15 protein-coding genes and 1 pseudogene are annotated in these 14,119 nt (G+C 67.2%); 7 read left to right on the top strand and 9 right to left on the bottom strand.

The features are described 5' to 3' along the window. Positions 1 to 1,199: 1,199 nt before the first annotated feature. The gene (locus tag F4554_RS01335) at positions 1,200 to 1,790 is read right to left on the bottom strand and encodes a dihydrofolate reductase family protein (protein ID WP_179785662.1); all 591 of its coding nucleotides are present in this window, start codon (positions 1,788 to 1,790) and stop codon (positions 1,200 to 1,202) included. A 209-nt stretch (positions 1,791 to 1,999) separates the two neighbouring features. Here F4554_RS01335 and F4554_RS01330 point away from each other — a divergent pair, with 209 nt between their 5' ends. From F4554_RS01330 to F4554_RS01320, 3 genes are all read left to right on the top strand, one after another. After that, positions 2,000 to 2,392 carry a phosphotransferase gene (locus F4554_RS01330; protein WP_179785661.1) on the top strand — a complete coding sequence of 131 codons (393 nt, stop codon included), beginning with the start codon at positions 2,000 to 2,002 and terminating at the stop codon, positions 2,390 to 2,392. Between the two features lie 83 nt (positions 2,393 to 2,475). Next, the gene (locus tag F4554_RS01325; RefSeq protein ID WP_179791220.1) at positions 2,476 to 3,708 is read left to right on the top strand and encodes an IS256 family transposase; all 1,233 of its coding nucleotides are present in this window, start codon (positions 2,476 to 2,478) and stop codon (positions 3,706 to 3,708) included. Positions 3,709 to 3,766: 58 nt separating this feature from the next. Then, entirely contained in the window at positions 3,767 to 4,324 is a 558-nt protein-coding gene (locus F4554_RS01320; protein WP_179785660.1) for a phosphotransferase family protein, read from the top strand. 376 nt (positions 4,325 to 4,700) lie between these two features. Here the strand turns inward: F4554_RS01320 and F4554_RS01315 are convergent, their stop codons facing one another. The 4 genes from F4554_RS01315 to F4554_RS01300 form a co-directional block, all read right to left on the bottom strand. Continuing rightward, on the bottom strand, positions 4,701 to 5,339 hold the full coding sequence (locus F4554_RS01315) for a ZIP family metal transporter (RefSeq protein WP_179785659.1): 639 nt from the start codon (positions 5,337 to 5,339) through the stop codon (positions 4,701 to 4,703). 211 nt (positions 5,340 to 5,550) lie between these two features. Next, entirely contained in the window at positions 5,551 to 6,969 is a 1,419-nt protein-coding gene (locus tag F4554_RS01310; protein ID WP_179785658.1) for an IS1380 family transposase, read from the bottom strand. Positions 6,970 to 7,106: 137 nt separating this feature from the next. Then, a complete protein-coding gene (locus F4554_RS01305) occupies positions 7,107 to 7,676 on the bottom strand; it encodes a histidine phosphatase family protein (RefSeq protein ID WP_179785657.1) in 570 nt (189 codons plus the stop codon). Between the two features lie 24 nt (positions 7,677 to 7,700). Then, entirely contained in the window at positions 7,701 to 8,072 is a 372-nt protein-coding gene (locus F4554_RS01300; protein ID WP_179791219.1) for a DUF1203 domain-containing protein, read from the bottom strand. Positions 8,073 to 8,588: 516 nt separating this feature from the next. On the opposite strand from F4554_RS01300, the gene F4554_RS01295 reads away from it, so the two are divergent. Further along, positions 8,589 to 8,777 carry a hypothetical protein gene (locus tag F4554_RS01295; RefSeq protein WP_179785656.1) on the top strand — a complete coding sequence of 63 codons (189 nt, stop codon included), beginning with the start codon at positions 8,589 to 8,591 and terminating at the stop codon, positions 8,775 to 8,777. A 241-nt stretch (positions 8,778 to 9,018) separates the two neighbouring features. Continuing rightward, on the top strand, positions 9,019 to 9,321 hold the full coding sequence (locus F4554_RS01290) for a hypothetical protein (RefSeq protein WP_179785655.1): 303 nt from the start codon (positions 9,019 to 9,021) through the stop codon (positions 9,319 to 9,321). Positions 9,322 to 9,657: 336 nt separating this feature from the next. Here the strand turns inward: F4554_RS01290 and F4554_RS01285 are convergent, their stop codons facing one another. Next, positions 9,658 to 10,113 carry a hypothetical protein gene (locus tag F4554_RS01285; protein ID WP_179785654.1) on the bottom strand — a complete coding sequence of 152 codons (456 nt, stop codon included), beginning with the start codon at positions 10,111 to 10,113 and terminating at the stop codon, positions 9,658 to 9,660. A 237-nt stretch (positions 10,114 to 10,350) separates the two neighbouring features. Between F4554_RS01285 and F4554_RS01280 the strand changes: the two genes are divergently transcribed. After that, entirely contained in the window at positions 10,351 to 10,554 is a 204-nt protein-coding gene (locus F4554_RS01280; RefSeq protein WP_179785433.1) for a hypothetical protein, read from the top strand. A 190-nt stretch (positions 10,555 to 10,744) separates the two neighbouring features. Here F4554_RS01280 and F4554_RS01275 read toward each other — a convergent pair whose 3' ends face one another. The 3 genes and pseudogenes from F4554_RS01275 to F4554_RS33910 all read right to left on the bottom strand — a co-directional run bounded on the left by F4554_RS01275 (position 10,745) and on the right by F4554_RS33910 (position 13,127). After that, positions 10,745 to 11,113, bottom strand: a complete 369-nt coding sequence (locus tag F4554_RS01275) for a DUF4440 domain-containing protein (protein ID WP_179785653.1) — start codon at positions 11,111 to 11,113, stop codon at positions 10,745 to 10,747. Between the two features lie 61 nt (positions 11,114 to 11,174). After that, a pseudogene (locus F4554_RS01270) lies at positions 11,175 to 12,489 on the bottom strand (IS256 family transposase). Between the two features lie 419 nt (positions 12,490 to 12,908). Continuing rightward, entirely contained in the window at positions 12,909 to 13,127 is a 219-nt protein-coding gene (locus tag F4554_RS33910; RefSeq protein ID WP_420360742.1) for a DUF1707 SHOCT-like domain-containing protein, read from the bottom strand. Positions 13,128 to 13,441: 314 nt separating this feature from the next. On the opposite strand from F4554_RS33910, the gene F4554_RS01260 reads away from it, so the two are divergent. Then, positions 13,442 to 14,080: a LysE family translocator gene (locus F4554_RS01260; protein ID WP_179785651.1), complete on the top strand. Its 639-nt coding sequence runs from the start codon at positions 13,442 to 13,444 to the stop codon at positions 14,078 to 14,080. Positions 14,081 to 14,119: the final 39 nt, after the last annotated feature.

Genomic DNA, 14,119 nt, shown 5'->3' with positions numbered 1-14,119 from the left:
CTGGTCAGGGGCAACACCCGGACCAACCACCAGCCCCTGCATGCGGACTTCTACCGCGGCAACGTGTTGTTGTGCGACGGGCGGATCGTGGCGCTCCTCGGCTGGGTCGACATGTTCGTCGGCCACCAGAGCAGGAATTGGCCTGGGCCGCCTGGGAGTGCAGTGATGCCCTCGACACCCTTGACCTCGCGCCGGCGATGCAGTTCATCGACCGGTACGGCGCCGCCGGAGGGACCACGGGCCAGATCGGAGAGGACAGCCAAGCTGCCCACCGCGCCGGGACAGGCTACGGGCCACCGCTCTCCCCGGACAAAACGAGGACACCGGCCAAACCCTCCGACCTTTCTGTGACCCATCCCGGTTCTGCGATCGCCCCGGCCACCTGCACCGGCCCCAGCTAGGTAAGTAAGGTGCACGCTTCGCGGCCGAAGCCTTGGCGAGAGCCACCCGGGCCGATCATCTCCCGGAGACTACAGGAGTTCGGGGCCCTTTCTGGCCGGAGCCGCCGCTGCGCCAGGAGCCGCTGCGGATGGCGCTCATGACAGTGACGGGGCCTGGCAGGTTGGATCCGCAGCAGGCCGAGGAAACCTCTCCGTTGGAGGCAGCGGGGCGGGTCCGCCGACCGTACGGGCACCCGAGCGGACTCGCCATCTGCCTCGCAGTGCTGCCGGACCACTGCTCCTGTTGACGTGGTGGTCGCCCTGGCACCCGCCACGTCCCGGACGGGCGACCATTCCCTGCCGCGGCGCGGGGAAGCCAGGGCGACCGCCTCGGACCGTACCGGGATGCCGAACCACTCGCAGACCGCCAGCGTCACTTCGACGTCGACGACCGCGACCTCGGCGACGACCAACAACGTGGCGACGACCAGCAGTTTGGCGCTGAAACGTCCTGAGACAGGTCGCCCTGCCCACCTAAGCTTCCCAGCGATCCAGAGGCCGGAGGTCTCGACACACGACAGGAACGGCGCCAAGAAGCGCATCGTCACGATCGCGAAGCGTGCGTCACCGCGGGCGGCGCCGTCCTAGTGCACCACGCCGCTGAGCTCACCCTCGTCGGTGACCAGCACCACTAGGGCAGGATCCACCCGTCCTGCCGTCGGGTGCCACAGCTTGCTGGCCATCCCGAGGCGACGATGTTCGGTTCCAGTCGCGCTATTGGTCGGCGTCACGGTCGAGGTGGTCAGAGCGACGTGCTGTCTATCGCGTGGGCCGGTACTTCAGGTGTGTCACTGCTGGACCCGAGGCAATGGCGACGAGATCGAAGTCCAGGGCCCCAACATCGTCCAGCGGTCGTTCGCCGCCGCCCACTGTTACCGGCGCGACGTGCAGCACCAGTTCCTCCAGCAGCCCGGCCCTGAGATATTGCCGCACCGTGCTAGCGCCGCCGGCGATCTGCACGTCGTCGGTATCGGCCGCCTTGCGTGCCTGTTCCAGTGCGGACTCAATGCCGTCGGTGACGAAGTGAAACGTCGTGCCGCCCTTCATCGGCAATGGCTCGCGCGCGTGGTGGCTGAGCACGTACACCGGGGCGTGATACGGCGGCTCCTCACCCCACCACCCGCGCCAGGACAGGTCCCACTCACCTCTGTCCGGGCCGAACATGTTCCGCCCCATCACGAACGCTCCCGTGGGGTTCGGGGTGCCGGTGAAGGGAGACGCGTCCGGTTCGGAGTCATGCCATGCCATGGTCCGCATGCCGCCCTCACCCATGGGATTCTCCAGGGTCTGCCCAGAAGCCGCCATGCACCCGTCAAGGGACACGGTGACGTCGCACCTCACGATCCCCATCGCTGCTCCTATCCTCGACGATTCCGGCTCGCGAGCATGCCAGGAGACCTGACGCCTCGGCAACACACATTGCGCGGATCACGCGTAGCTAGATCTGGTTCGCTGCGGCAGAGGAGCGTCACCGTTGAGTGCACTACCCGCGGAAGCGCGTGAGGATGGTGGGAAATGCGTTTGCAGGCCGGCCCCTGAGCTGCCTAGCGTCGCTCGGTATGACGCCGGATCAGCAGGCGATTGTTGACGTGTTACGCGAGGCGTTTGGCGAGCCGGAGACCGTTGAGTTTCCCGAAGTTTGGGGGCCGAGGGTGGTGGTCGGTGCGACCACACCGGCGGGCGTGGTGTTCGCCAAGGCGGCCGGTGACGCGGACGTCCGCGCGGAAGTGACCACGATCGGCCTTGCCCGCGAGGCCGGTATCCCAGTGCCTAGGGTGCTGGCCACCGGTACCGACACTCGAGTACCAGGCAATCACTGGTTCGCGATGTCCAAGGTGGAAGGCGTGGAATGGGCGCCCGAGAACCAGGCGTTGGCGCCCCGAACCTTGCCCGACATCGCGCGCTGCTTGAGTGGCGTCCAGCAGAGTGGTGTACCGCAGGCGCCTTGTTGATGGGCGTGTCGTAGACGCGTAAGGGCGGTCATCGCGTGATCCTTCGAACTGAGTTCCCGCTCAAGCTCAAGGAGACCTACGCGATGACCGCCAAGCCCAGTATGACCCCTGACCGGTTCCTGCACGAACAGCTGGCTGCTGCGTCGCCGGACCTGCTGCGCGACCTGCTGTCGACGTTCATCGACGCCCTGATGGGTGCCGAAGTCGACGCGGTCTGCGGCGCCCCCTACGGTCAGCCCAGCCCGGACCGCACCAACTCCCGTAACGGCTACCGTCACCGCGACTTCGACACCCGTACCGGCACGATCGATGTCGCGATCCCCAAGCTCCGCTCCGGTTCGTACTTCCCGGACTGGCTGCTGGAACGGCGACGCCGGGCCGAACGGGCCCTGACGTCGGTGGTGGCCACCTGCTACCTGCTCGGGGTATCGACGCGGCGGATGGAGAAACTCGTCGAACAACTCGGCATCACCCGCCTGTCCAAGTCACAAGTGAGCGTGATGGCGGCGGAGCTGGACGAGCAGGTCGAGGCGTTCCGCACCCGCCCCCTCGATCAAGGTCCGTACACGTTCGTCGCGATGGACGCCCTGGTGCTGAAGGTCAGAGAGGGCGGCCGGGTCGTCGGGGTGCACGCACTCGTCGCGACCGGTGTCAACGCCGACGGACACCGAGAGATCCTCGGCATCGACGTCACCTCCGCCGAAGACGGCGCCGGCTGGCTGGGATTCCTGCGCGGCCTGGTCGCCCGCGGCCTGTCCGGCGTGGGCCTGGTGACCTCTGACGCCCACGCAGGTCTGGTCGCAGCGATCGGCGCCACACTCCCGGGCGCGGGCTGGCAACGGTGCCGCACCCACTACGCCGCCAACCTCATGGCCGTGACCCCGAAGGCGTCCTGGCCGTGGGTGCGGACGCTGCTGCACTCGGTCTATGACCAGCCCGACACCGCCGCGGTCCACGACCAGTTCAACCGCGTCCTGGACGCCCTGGCCGACAAGCTACCCAAGGTCGCCGACCACCTCGAGGCCGCCCGGACCGACGTGCTGGCGTTCACCGGCTTCCCCAAGCAGCTATGGCGACAGATCTGGTCCAACAACCCCCAAGAACGCCTCAACCGCGAGATCCGCCGCCGCACCGACGTCGTCGGGATCTTCCCCGACCGCAACTCCCTCATCCGCCTCGTCGGAGCCGTCCTCGCCGAACAACACGACGAATGGATCGAAGGCCGCCGCTACCTCGGCCTGGACCTCCTCGCCAAAGCCCGCGCCACCGAGACCGAGGAGGTGACCGACACCGACCTCAAGGCGCTCAGCGCCTAACCACCAAGAGGATCACGCGACACGACCGCTACACCACGCCAATGGACTTGACCGCTGCTTGGCCAGGCTGCACCAAGTTCAGCCGAGAGGTTTCGGTCCACTGGATGCAGCCGGGCACGGCACGTGCGGCTCCTGGCCCGCCTGGGTCCTGCAGACAGCACGCGGCTATCTGGACGCCCTGGTCGAGGCCGGCCACGCCACAGACGCCTTTCGGACGATGGCGATCAAGGTGTTCGAGGAGGCCACACCGGTGATCGACCGGGGGAGCCTGGTGCACGGCGATCTCACTGGATGTGAGACGTTCGTCGACCCCGACAGCGGCGTGGTGACCGGCATCGTCGACTGGGGCGGGGCGATCGTGGCCGATCCTGTCTTCGAGTTTGCGAAGGTACAGGCCGGTGGTCCCGCTGACTGCCCGGCGCCGGGGATGGTGTTGCCCACCCTCCTGGACTGCTACGTCCCCGAGACCGGCATTGACCGTGCCCGGCTCGATCGGACACTGCCGCTGTATCAGGCGCACAACGCGATATTCAACGCCGATTGGTGTCGTCGTGAGGGCGTGCCATGGATTGATGGGCTGCTCACCGCCGCCGACGCCTGGCTTCGAACCGTGTAACGGCAACTCCTGCCCTTCCGACAAAAGTCGCGTGCCCTCCGCGTGCCCCAAGCCAGGGCCGATCACGGTCCGCAGCGGTCAACGACGGTCATGCCGGCGGGGTCGGGACACTGCGAGGATCGACCCTCACGGCAGTCTGAGACCTCAACGGTCCTTTGCAAGGCAGGGTCAGACCGGGCCGATCAGCAGTCTTGACGCTTAGCCCCTTGTGGGAGGTCTCATCCGGGTGCCCTCCCATCGGACGGCCACCGCAAGCGGCGTACCCAGAACCTGAGCAGGGTGTGGGCAAGCTGACCGACCGCTGGGAGAGGCACCCCCCGGACAGACGTGGAGGCGCGGGCTGCGCCTCGACGGCTATCCAGCACGACTGGGGAGGTCATTTGCTGGTGAGCTTGAACAGGGCCATGCCGGTAAGGCCGATGGTGAACCAGATCGGCGTGAGGCTAGGGCCCTTCCGTTCGAGAAACCTGATCGCGTCAGGGACCATGATCTCGGCCACGGCGGTGATCAGAAAGCCCCCGCTGGCCGCGGTCAGCGTCAAGATGACGGTCTCGGACTGGTTCTGCAGCACCAGGTATCCAAGCAGTACGCCCACCAGGATGATCGCGAAGAAAGCCGCGATCAGTAATCGACGCCGGTTGGTGGGCATCCCCTGAGCCTTGGCGGTTGCGATGGCGACGAAGGCCAGTGGTGCCTGGGCGATAGCCATTCCGGTCGCCAGGAGTAGTCCGGTGCCCAAGTCGAGGGCCGCCCCGATGCCGATGACGACTGCATCGATGAGGAAGTCACCAACGACACCCACGAACAGGCCGGCCGAGCCGGTAGACGCCTCGTCCTTCCCACGTCTGGCGGTGTGCCATGCCGAGGCGTAGTCGAAGGCCACGAAGAGGGCGCTTCCAACAAAGAACGCGAGCACGACTCGACCCAGCACCAGGCCCCTCACCGCAGGCGGTAGCAGGTCAACGAAAACGATGGCGACCAGGACGCCCGCGGCGAGCTGCAGTGCACCGCTCACAACGCGGTTGGACAGCGTAAGCAGCTCGGCTAGGACTGCACCCACCCCGGTGATTGCTGCCGCTAAGCCCGAATCCACCGATGGGCTGTAGGTGATCGTTTCCGGGGGCGCGTTGCTGCTGGGCTGTGGTTGGGGGCAGGCGCTTTCGCCTGGCCTGGTTGCCAGGTGTCCACGTTCGGGGTTCCGGTTCGCGCCGTAGGAGGCTGGGTGGTCAGGTTGTTGCCGGGGTGGGTGGCCCGCAGGCGTGGGTGAACAGGCGTGTCCACGCGGTTTCCCACGGCCAGGCGGTCGGCAGGTGCAGCGTGATCCGTCGGGCGGAGTGCGCGATGCGTGCGGGGACGGCGATCAGCTTGCGGCGGATCGTGGCCGTGGTCGCGCGGGCCAGCGCCGGCCCGGTGAGAGTGGCCGCGGCGCGGGTCAGGTTGAACGCCATCACGGCCAGGACGAGCCAGGCGGCGTTCGCGGCGAACCGGCCCGAGGGCAGGTGCGCCAGGGCTGAGTTCTTCAGGTCGGCATGGACTTGTTCGATGATCGCGTGGGCTCGGTGGGTCTTGTCCACGGTCACGGTGTCCATCGCCTGGGTGGGCACGGTGGTGAAGAAGGCGTGGAACCGCCACACGTCGAACAGGCCGTCCTGCCCGGGTGTGGTGTTGAGGTCGGGGATGCGGCGGACCACCAGCCGGCCGGGCACCTGGTCGGCCTTCTTCTTCCCGCTGAAGGCGGTGAACGGTAGCTCTGCGACCTGAGCCCGGGAGATCCAGCAGTCGGTGGTCTCGTCATAGACCGCGTGCGGGTACTCGATCGTGTGCCACGCGTCGTCAGCGATGGTGGCGATGGCCTTCTTCACGGGCGTGTCCAGGCGGACGGTGACCGACACCTGCGCGCCCGCGCCGACAGCGGCGGCGATGGTGGGCCGGCCATAGAACGCCGAGTCCGCCCGCACGAGCACAGGGGCCGCAGACGACTCTTCGGTGCCGGCGCCTCGGAGGGTCTTCACGGTCTTCAACGCGTCACGAACCAGGCGTTTCGCGCCGCGTGCGGAGCCGCAGGAGCCTTTGCGGAGCCGCTGCGCCACGATCACCGGTGCGGTCTGCCCGGTGGTGAGCGTGGCCAGCAGGGCGTTCAGGCCGCGCACTCCGGAGTAGCCGAACCCCGCCCCCTGCTTGGCATACCCGTGGACTTCGACGATCGTGTCGTCGATGTCGACGACCGCGTAGTCATTGATGCCGTTGATCCCGGCCACCAGCGGCGTCCTGGTCGCCAGCCCGGTCAGCAGCCGCGAGGCGACCGCATCGAGCTGGCGGACGTGGCCGAAGGTGAACGAGCGCAGGAACGACCCCAGCGTCGACGGCGCATAGGTGCCGGTGAAGACCCGGCCCATCCCACCATGGCGGAGCAGCGCCATGTCGTCGATGCTGTCCGCCCCGGCGACCATCCCACCCACCAGCGACGCCACCTTCGAGCCGGCGTTGGCACCTTTATCGGTCGGCACGCTCAGACATGCATCGACAAGGTCGGCCAACCCAGCCGACTCCGCCAGCCCCATCACCGGGACCAGGCCTGCCGACGACACCAGATTCGGCTCGTCGAACACCGCCGAAGTCGCCGCGAACGTGTGAGACAGTTGCATCTTGCGGATGCCCTTCGTAGTGCCAGAGTTTCGACCTTCGACAAGTCCGATCCTCCAACACACAAGGGCATCCGCTCCTCACGCCACGCTCACACCACCACGCCCATCGGTGAATCCGGGCTAAGTGGACCCCGTTCTCAGCGCGCGGTCGTGGCGGCCTGGTCGTGACCGGTGAGCGTCACGGTGCCGGTCGCGAACCGCAGCTGGTACCACCCGCCACGATCGACCACCGCCGGCAGCGGCCGGTCGTACATCCCGGCCACCAGCGACAGGAAGACCGGGATGACGTCCCCGTGCGAGCTGGCGACCACTCGCCCGCCGGGATGGCTGCGCGCCATCAGGGCAAGGGCCCGCACCGCACGGCCGGCCGACCACGCGCCACCGATCGCCATCCCGACGGGCGCGAAGATCCCGTCGATCCACTCACTCGGCTCCCCGAACCCCGCCGCCTCGTCCAGTTCGGCCAGTTCGATGACCGTCAGGCCGACGACATCGGCCAGCGGCGAAACCGTCTGCCGGCACCGCAGCGCCGGGCTGCTGTAGATCGCATCGACGTCGATGCCGAGCGCACCCACCAGGGCGCGGGCCTGCGCATGGCCTTCTTCGCTGAGGGGACGGACCCGGTGCTCACCGGACCAGCCCTCGCGGGGCACCGACGAACAGTGCGGGACCAACTCCAGCGTGAACCCGTCGAGCGTGGGAAGCATGCCCGGGATCGTACGGCGGAAGACCTACCGGACCGGGCGCGCCTCGAAGGCCAGGCATCCCGCGTCGACGCTGCGGACGTGCACGAACGCCACCTCGGGCCGGCCCAGCAGTTCGGCCAGCGTCTCCTCGTAGGAATCACCCGGTGAGACGAACGTGATGTGGTCGTACGCCCGGTTGCCGTCTGGGTCGAAGGTGTTGAACATGCACCTGCCCCGGGCCATGTTCTCCGGATAGCGGTCCGGCGTCAGGTAGCCCGCGCACCGCTCGGCGTGCACGAACACCGGACCCGCCTCCATCCACGGGCTCGGCCCGGACCACGGCGTGTAGCAGATCAGGGCGACCGCCTCGTCCGGCTCGGATCTACTGCTGGGTCTGCGTCTAGGAGCGTGGGTCAGTAAACAACTCTTGGAATGCCGCGCCTCGTGGTGAAGTGCTTCTGCCGAGCGCTGCTCTTGAAAAGGCGTGGCTGCCGGTCAGAATCAGCCCGCAACTCGATCCACATCCGCGTCCCGGAGGTCCGCATGGACGTCGGCTCGGATGGTCCTCGCCGCCTCCGAGCGTGTCGGCGCCAGCTCCGTTGCCGAACTGCTGGACGAGGCCTACTGCCCACTGCCCACTGCTGCGGATGGAACCCGACAGCTGCGAAACCGCGACCAAGGGAACACGTACGCGCAGGCCACGGCCGCCTCCCCCGTCGGCGAAGATTTGGGAGCGCAACTGCGCGACCCGGCGGGCGTATCTGGAGACCCGCCGGTACCGGCGGGGCGACCCAGCCGTCCTTGATGCCCACAATTACCCCAAAGCTCGGTACCCCGCCGGTAGAGCTACAGGCCTACGTGCGGCGGCGGAGGCGGTGGTAGGGGCTACTACATCCGTTTTCGTCCCGGCGTCAGGTGGGAAGGGGAGCGCGCATGAGATTGTCGATACGAGCCAAAGTGATCGCCCTGGTCGTGCTGGTCGTCCTCGGGGCCGGGGCCGTCGTGGCGTTCCGGACGGTGGGGTCCAGCGAGGACCAGTGCGACAAGCCGCTCAGCGAGCGCGTGGGCGGGTGGACCTGCTACACGCCTGACCCGGACGGCGAGGTCGGCGTGTCGCGGTAGCCCAGGACCGTCGTCTGGGGCACGGTTCTCCAGCCCGGGGCGCAGCGCGGGCTCCGGGCCGGGTCGCTGGATGCGGGTGAGAAGCTCGGCCGCCTGCTTGCGGAACTCGGCGGCGCTCGCGAGTTTCAACTCTTCGTAACCGCGGATCGTGCCTGGCGAGGCGGCCAGGGCGGTGATGTCGGCGGGGCTGGCCGAGCGTGCTCGTCCCGTCAAGCAGCGCGTCCACGACCACCGTGCGTTCATGGACGAGATCGGCGAGCTCGAGCGCCACGAATCCTTCGTTGTCCGGCGCGCCGCTCGTGATCGCGCGCGTCGGCTTGCCATCGCCCACTCCGGCGGTGGCGGCGAAGAACGACGCCTGGGCAGATACACGCTGAGGCCCAGCCTCGACGGAAATTCCCCCGGCCGCAGCGTTCACCAGTTGGACGATAAGTCGTGCCATCCTGTGAGCGACGCTAACGCAGCCTTCGGCGAATGGCTGGAGACGTCGGAGATACGAGCGACATCGCTGCAGCAGATGTCACCGCTGCGGGGGAAGAGATGATTGCGGCTAACCTCGACCACCATGTCCTTTGGTCCGGTAGTGATCGATGCGGCTTCTGACACTACGCACGGAAGGCCCTTGGCTGGCTTTTGGCCCTCCTGAGCGCACTGTCCACAGGCGTGCTGCGGGGGCGATTCCTGCTTGTTGCTGAGGGCCGCCCAGACGGTCGCGGGGGCAGGAAAGGGGCAGTTGGACAGGGGAGAGCCACCTACCCAATAACCAGCCCTGGTGGTGTCCGGGGTCAAGGGTGGCCGGAGGCCATCGCGTAGCGACGCGTAACGCCCTTGTCGGGTGCCGGCATGCAAATCCTGTTGGATCGGGTCGGCGGCGTGTGCGTCAGGTCGGCGAAAGAGCCGAGACGGCACGGGCCATTTCGTGTCTTGCTATGAGCGCGAGCAGCAGGGCCAGGGGAATCTCCGCGAGCGCCGCCATGGCGAGCGCGGCATCGAGTTCGCCGCGGGTCAGACTCGTCATCACGTCGAACCAGGCATCGAGGGCGAACACGGGGAGAGCCAACAGGCCCGTGACGGATGCGAGGAGCGGTCGATCCAGGAGCATCGCGACTCCAAGGGTGGTGAGCGCGATGCACTCGATGCCATCGAGTCCGGCCCATGTGAGAGCAAGATTGTCGAGCCCGGTCCAGGTCGATGACCAGGAGTGGTGCGGTCCGGGTGGCAGTGAAGCGCCGAGGTAGATGGCCCAAGCTGCGAGCGCGACAGCGCCGGCGATAAGTGCCTTGGCTGTCCGGGCTCGCGCTTCCGGCTCGGAGAGGAGTGGTCGGGTGATGGACACATACGTAGTTGACCGCTGCGGAGCAGTTCGGGGCAATCGGTGATGACCCGGATCTGCACCTGATTGGTTGGGAATGGTGGGCCCCAGCGGGGGTGCGCGTAGGGCCGGAGGCCCGGAGCGCGGGGTCCCCGCTGGGGCCCCACCATGTCGCGCCGCAGGCGCGCTTGAGCCAGTAAGGAAACTCTTCACGGCAACCGGATCGTCGGACTTGTCCTGACGTTTCGTTAGGCTCCCGACATGCCCAACGCCGTGCCGCCTCAGAGGCCCGACAGCCCTTTCGCCGACGACAGCAAAGCGATCCATCAAGTCGGGAAGTGGGTCTGGGTTCCCCTCCGCGATAAGTGGGTCGACATCACTCACAAGCCTGAGGAAGTTGTTCGCCAAGAGTGGGTGCGTCGACTGGTCGTTGACGGGAAGTTCGACTTGGCGCAGATGGACTAGGAACGTCGCACGATGCATGGGCACAACAGCCCTCGCGCGGACATAGTCGTCTGGGTGTCAAGAGAAGCGAAGGCCCAGGGTTCCTCTGCCTTCTTTGTCGTTGAGACCAAGGCCGCCGAGGGCCGGTCATCTTGTCGGACTGAGCAATTGTCAAGACCTGTGGATCGGTGCCACCGACGGGACTACGTGCTCAGGTGCTCGTGAAGTATCTGCCCGGCGTCGGTGTTGACGAGGACATTGGTTCCTCGTCAACACCGCTGCCCGTTCGGGGCTGCCCGTTGATGGTTCCTACCCAGCGGAAGGTGTAGCGGCAGACCGCGTGGCTTCCGCTGACGGCGATCCATTCCAGGTCGCTGATCTCGTAGGTCTCGTCGCGGATGGTGGCGAACGTCTCGGCGATCGCGGTAAGGATGGCGTCTCGGCCGCAGTGCGATCCGTCGGAGAACCAGCAGACGGCTTCGGGAGCAATCAACGGGGTGAGTTGGGCGATGTCGTGGCTGTTGGTGGCCTGTTCGTAGGTGCGGACGAAATCGGGGGGCGAGGCGGCGGACTCTGACACTGATGGTCCTGCCTTCAAGGTCGAGCCGAGGGGTAGAGGTCTGTCGGGCCGTGGATGGGTGTCACGCGGCTTGAGTCCCACCTCCTGATTCGTCGGGTCGTTCGACCAGCTTGCCCTTCTCGAACTTCGCGCCCGCACGGACCAGCGCGACGAGGTGGGGTGCGTTGACCGCGCGCCAGCGGCTCTGAGCGGACTCGATGAGCTTGAATGCCATCGCCATGCCGGCGGCCCGGGATCCGGGGCCCTTGGTGACCCGCTGCCGCAACCTGACGGTGGCGAAAGTCGACTCGATCGGGTTGGTGGTGCGCAGGTGGATCCGGTGCTCGGCGGGGTAGTCGTAGAACGCCAGCAGCACGTCGAGGTCGTCGGTGATCTTCGCGACCGCCTTGGGCTACTTGACCCCGTAGGCCGTGGTGAATGCCTTCGCCGCTGCCTCGGCGTGCTTGCGGTCCTCAGCGTTCCAGATTTCGGCGAGTGCGGCCTTCGCGCCGGGCTGGGTCGACTTGGGCAGCGCGTTGAGCACGTTGGCGATCTTGTGGAACCAGCAGCGCTGCTCGCGGGTGTCGGGGAACACCTCGCGCAGCGCGGCCCAGAACCCGAGTGCGCCGTCGCCGACCGCGAGTACCGGGCCGCGCATGCCGCGGCGCTTGCAGCTGCGGAGCAGGTCGAGCCAGGACTCGGTGGACTCGCGGTGTCCGTCGTCGAGTGCGACGAGCTCCTTGTTGCCGTCGGCACGAACCCCGACCATGACCAGCAGGCACACCTTGTCCTGCTCGAGGCGGACCTTGAGGTGGATCCCATCGACCCACACGTAACGAAGTCGGTGTCGGCCAGCGATCGCTTGTTGAACGCTGCCGCCTTGTCTTGCCAGTCCTTCGTCAAGCGGGTGATCACCGAGGCGGACAGGCCGTGGCTGGTGCCGAGGAACTGGGTCAGCGCGGGCCCGAAATCCGAGGAAGACAGGCCGTGCAGGTAAAGCAGCGGCAGCACCTCGGCGACCCGCGGCGACTTCCGCGCCCAGGCGGGCAGGATCGCCGAAGCGAACCGCTTCCGCTTCCCGGTGACCGCATCGATCCGCTTGTCATTGACCCGCGGCTGCCGGACCGGCACCGCACCCGCCGCCGTGGTCACCTCTCGCGGCTCGTGGTGTCCGTTGCGGACCACCCGCCGGTGTCCGTTCTCGTCGACCTCGTCGGTGAACGCCTCGACGTAGGCGGCGACCTCCGCCTGCAACGCCGCGGCCAGCATCTGCATGAACTCATCCAGCGACACCCGGTTGCGCCACGCGGCCGGGCCCCGTTACGGACGATCTGGTCGATCAACGACCCACCGGCCGGCTCGTTGGAGGCCTCCGCGTCGTGGACTACCTTGAGCATGGACGTACCTTCCCGAACCGACGCGCCAACGCCGGTCCTGATCAGAGTGCAATGGATTCCAGATCTTCCTCGGGAAGGTGCGTCCGTTCACGTCACCCGGCCGAGGGCCATCCACAGGTTCTGATCATTTCTCTTGCGCGCCGCCGACGGTTCCCAACCCGTCACGTGTCGGCATGCGAAGCGCCGCAGTGAAGTTAGCGCCGCTCCCGCCGCCCATTGAAAAGCGGATGGCCTACCTGTGGCGAAAATGCGATACGGCCCAGTGGGTCGCATAGCCAATCGCGCCGTGACCGCACTGACCCAGATCAGGACTGGCGTGCTAACCATCCCCAAGGCGTCCGGGATCACCGTCGACGTGATCGCAGCCGAACTGACGATGACGACCGGTGGAGCTACCCAGAGTGCCGCCGTGCGGGCGTCTATCGAGCCGCGAGCCGACGTACGCGCCGGTCCACTCCGGTAGGCAGAGATGGAAGGTCTGCAACCAGCCTGCCCAGGTCGGCCGCGGTCAACGCCTCCAGTGCGGCCTGCTGGCGCCTGTCGCACTCCTCGGCACTCAGGCGTCCATAGCGGTGGTGCTCGGTGAGTGCGTCGAGGCAAGTGCCGCGCTCCGCGTCTCCAATCCTCACGAGGAACATCTCGGCACCGGTCATCGCCTCCGTCATGGCAGCAGAGCCTGACAGTGGGGCCCGCCAAGCAGTTGGAGGCGCGCCCGGAGCATCCGTTCATCGGGGGCGATCGTGCTTCAGATGGCGTCCTGCTTCGCGGTGAGGCCCGGGGCGCGGACACCGCAGTGACCTCGGCCCGGCAATCATGGGCGTCTTGAGCGCCCGGGTATCCCACGCCGTTTCGCCGTCGAGGCGGCACCGTCGAGCCGCACGGCCGACGCGCCGGTGAGTGCCCCTGGTGCGAGGTGGTTGATCACGCGACGTCGGTCGTGGATTATCTGCCCATGGACCTCGTCGTTTCACTTCCCGCCTTCGTGGTGGCCGTGGTGCTTATCTCGGCATCGCCGGGTCCGGCGATGGCTTTGATCTTTCGCCGCGCCGCGCTGTATGGGTTCTCCGGCGCGGTAACGACGGTGCTCGGGCTTGAGCTCGGGCTATATCTGTGGGCGTTGCTCGCCGCCGCCGGCCTTGCTGCGCTTGTGGCTGCATCCGAGTTGGCGTTCATCGTCCTTCGCGTTGTTGGTGCCTGCTTTCTGATCTACCTCGGCGTGAAAGCTTGGCGCAACCGCGCATCCGTCTCCGTCGACGACGCCGAAGGCGCGATGCCGCACCTGATTGTCGCGGGGCGGCGTAAGGCGTTCATCGAGGGCGTCGTGGTCATGCTTGCGAATCCCAAGGCCGCGGTTTTCATGCTCGCCTTCTACCCGCAGTTCGTGCCTATGGACCAGCCGCTGCTGGCCACCACGGCCTTGCTCGCTCTGTTGCAGGTGGCGATCGAGATCGTCCTGTACCTGACGTTGGCGGCCGCAGTTGGGCGCGCCGGGGCGTGGTTCAGGCGGCCGGCCATCCGACGCCGACTCGAGGCAGTCAGCGGCACCGTCCTCATCGCGCTGGGCCTGCGGGTTGCAGTCGAGTCACGGTAGGCGAACGCCCAGTCAATGGCCGCTGGACCCGTCGCACGA

Origin of the sequence: Actinopolymorpha rutila, assembly GCF_013407855.1 — a bacterium.
GTDB lineage: Bacteria > Actinomycetota > Actinomycetes > Propionibacteriales > Actinopolymorphaceae > Actinopolymorpha > Actinopolymorpha rutila.
The sequence above is the reverse complement of the archived record's forward strand: the minus strand, read 5'-3'. Positions and strand labels throughout refer to the sequence as shown.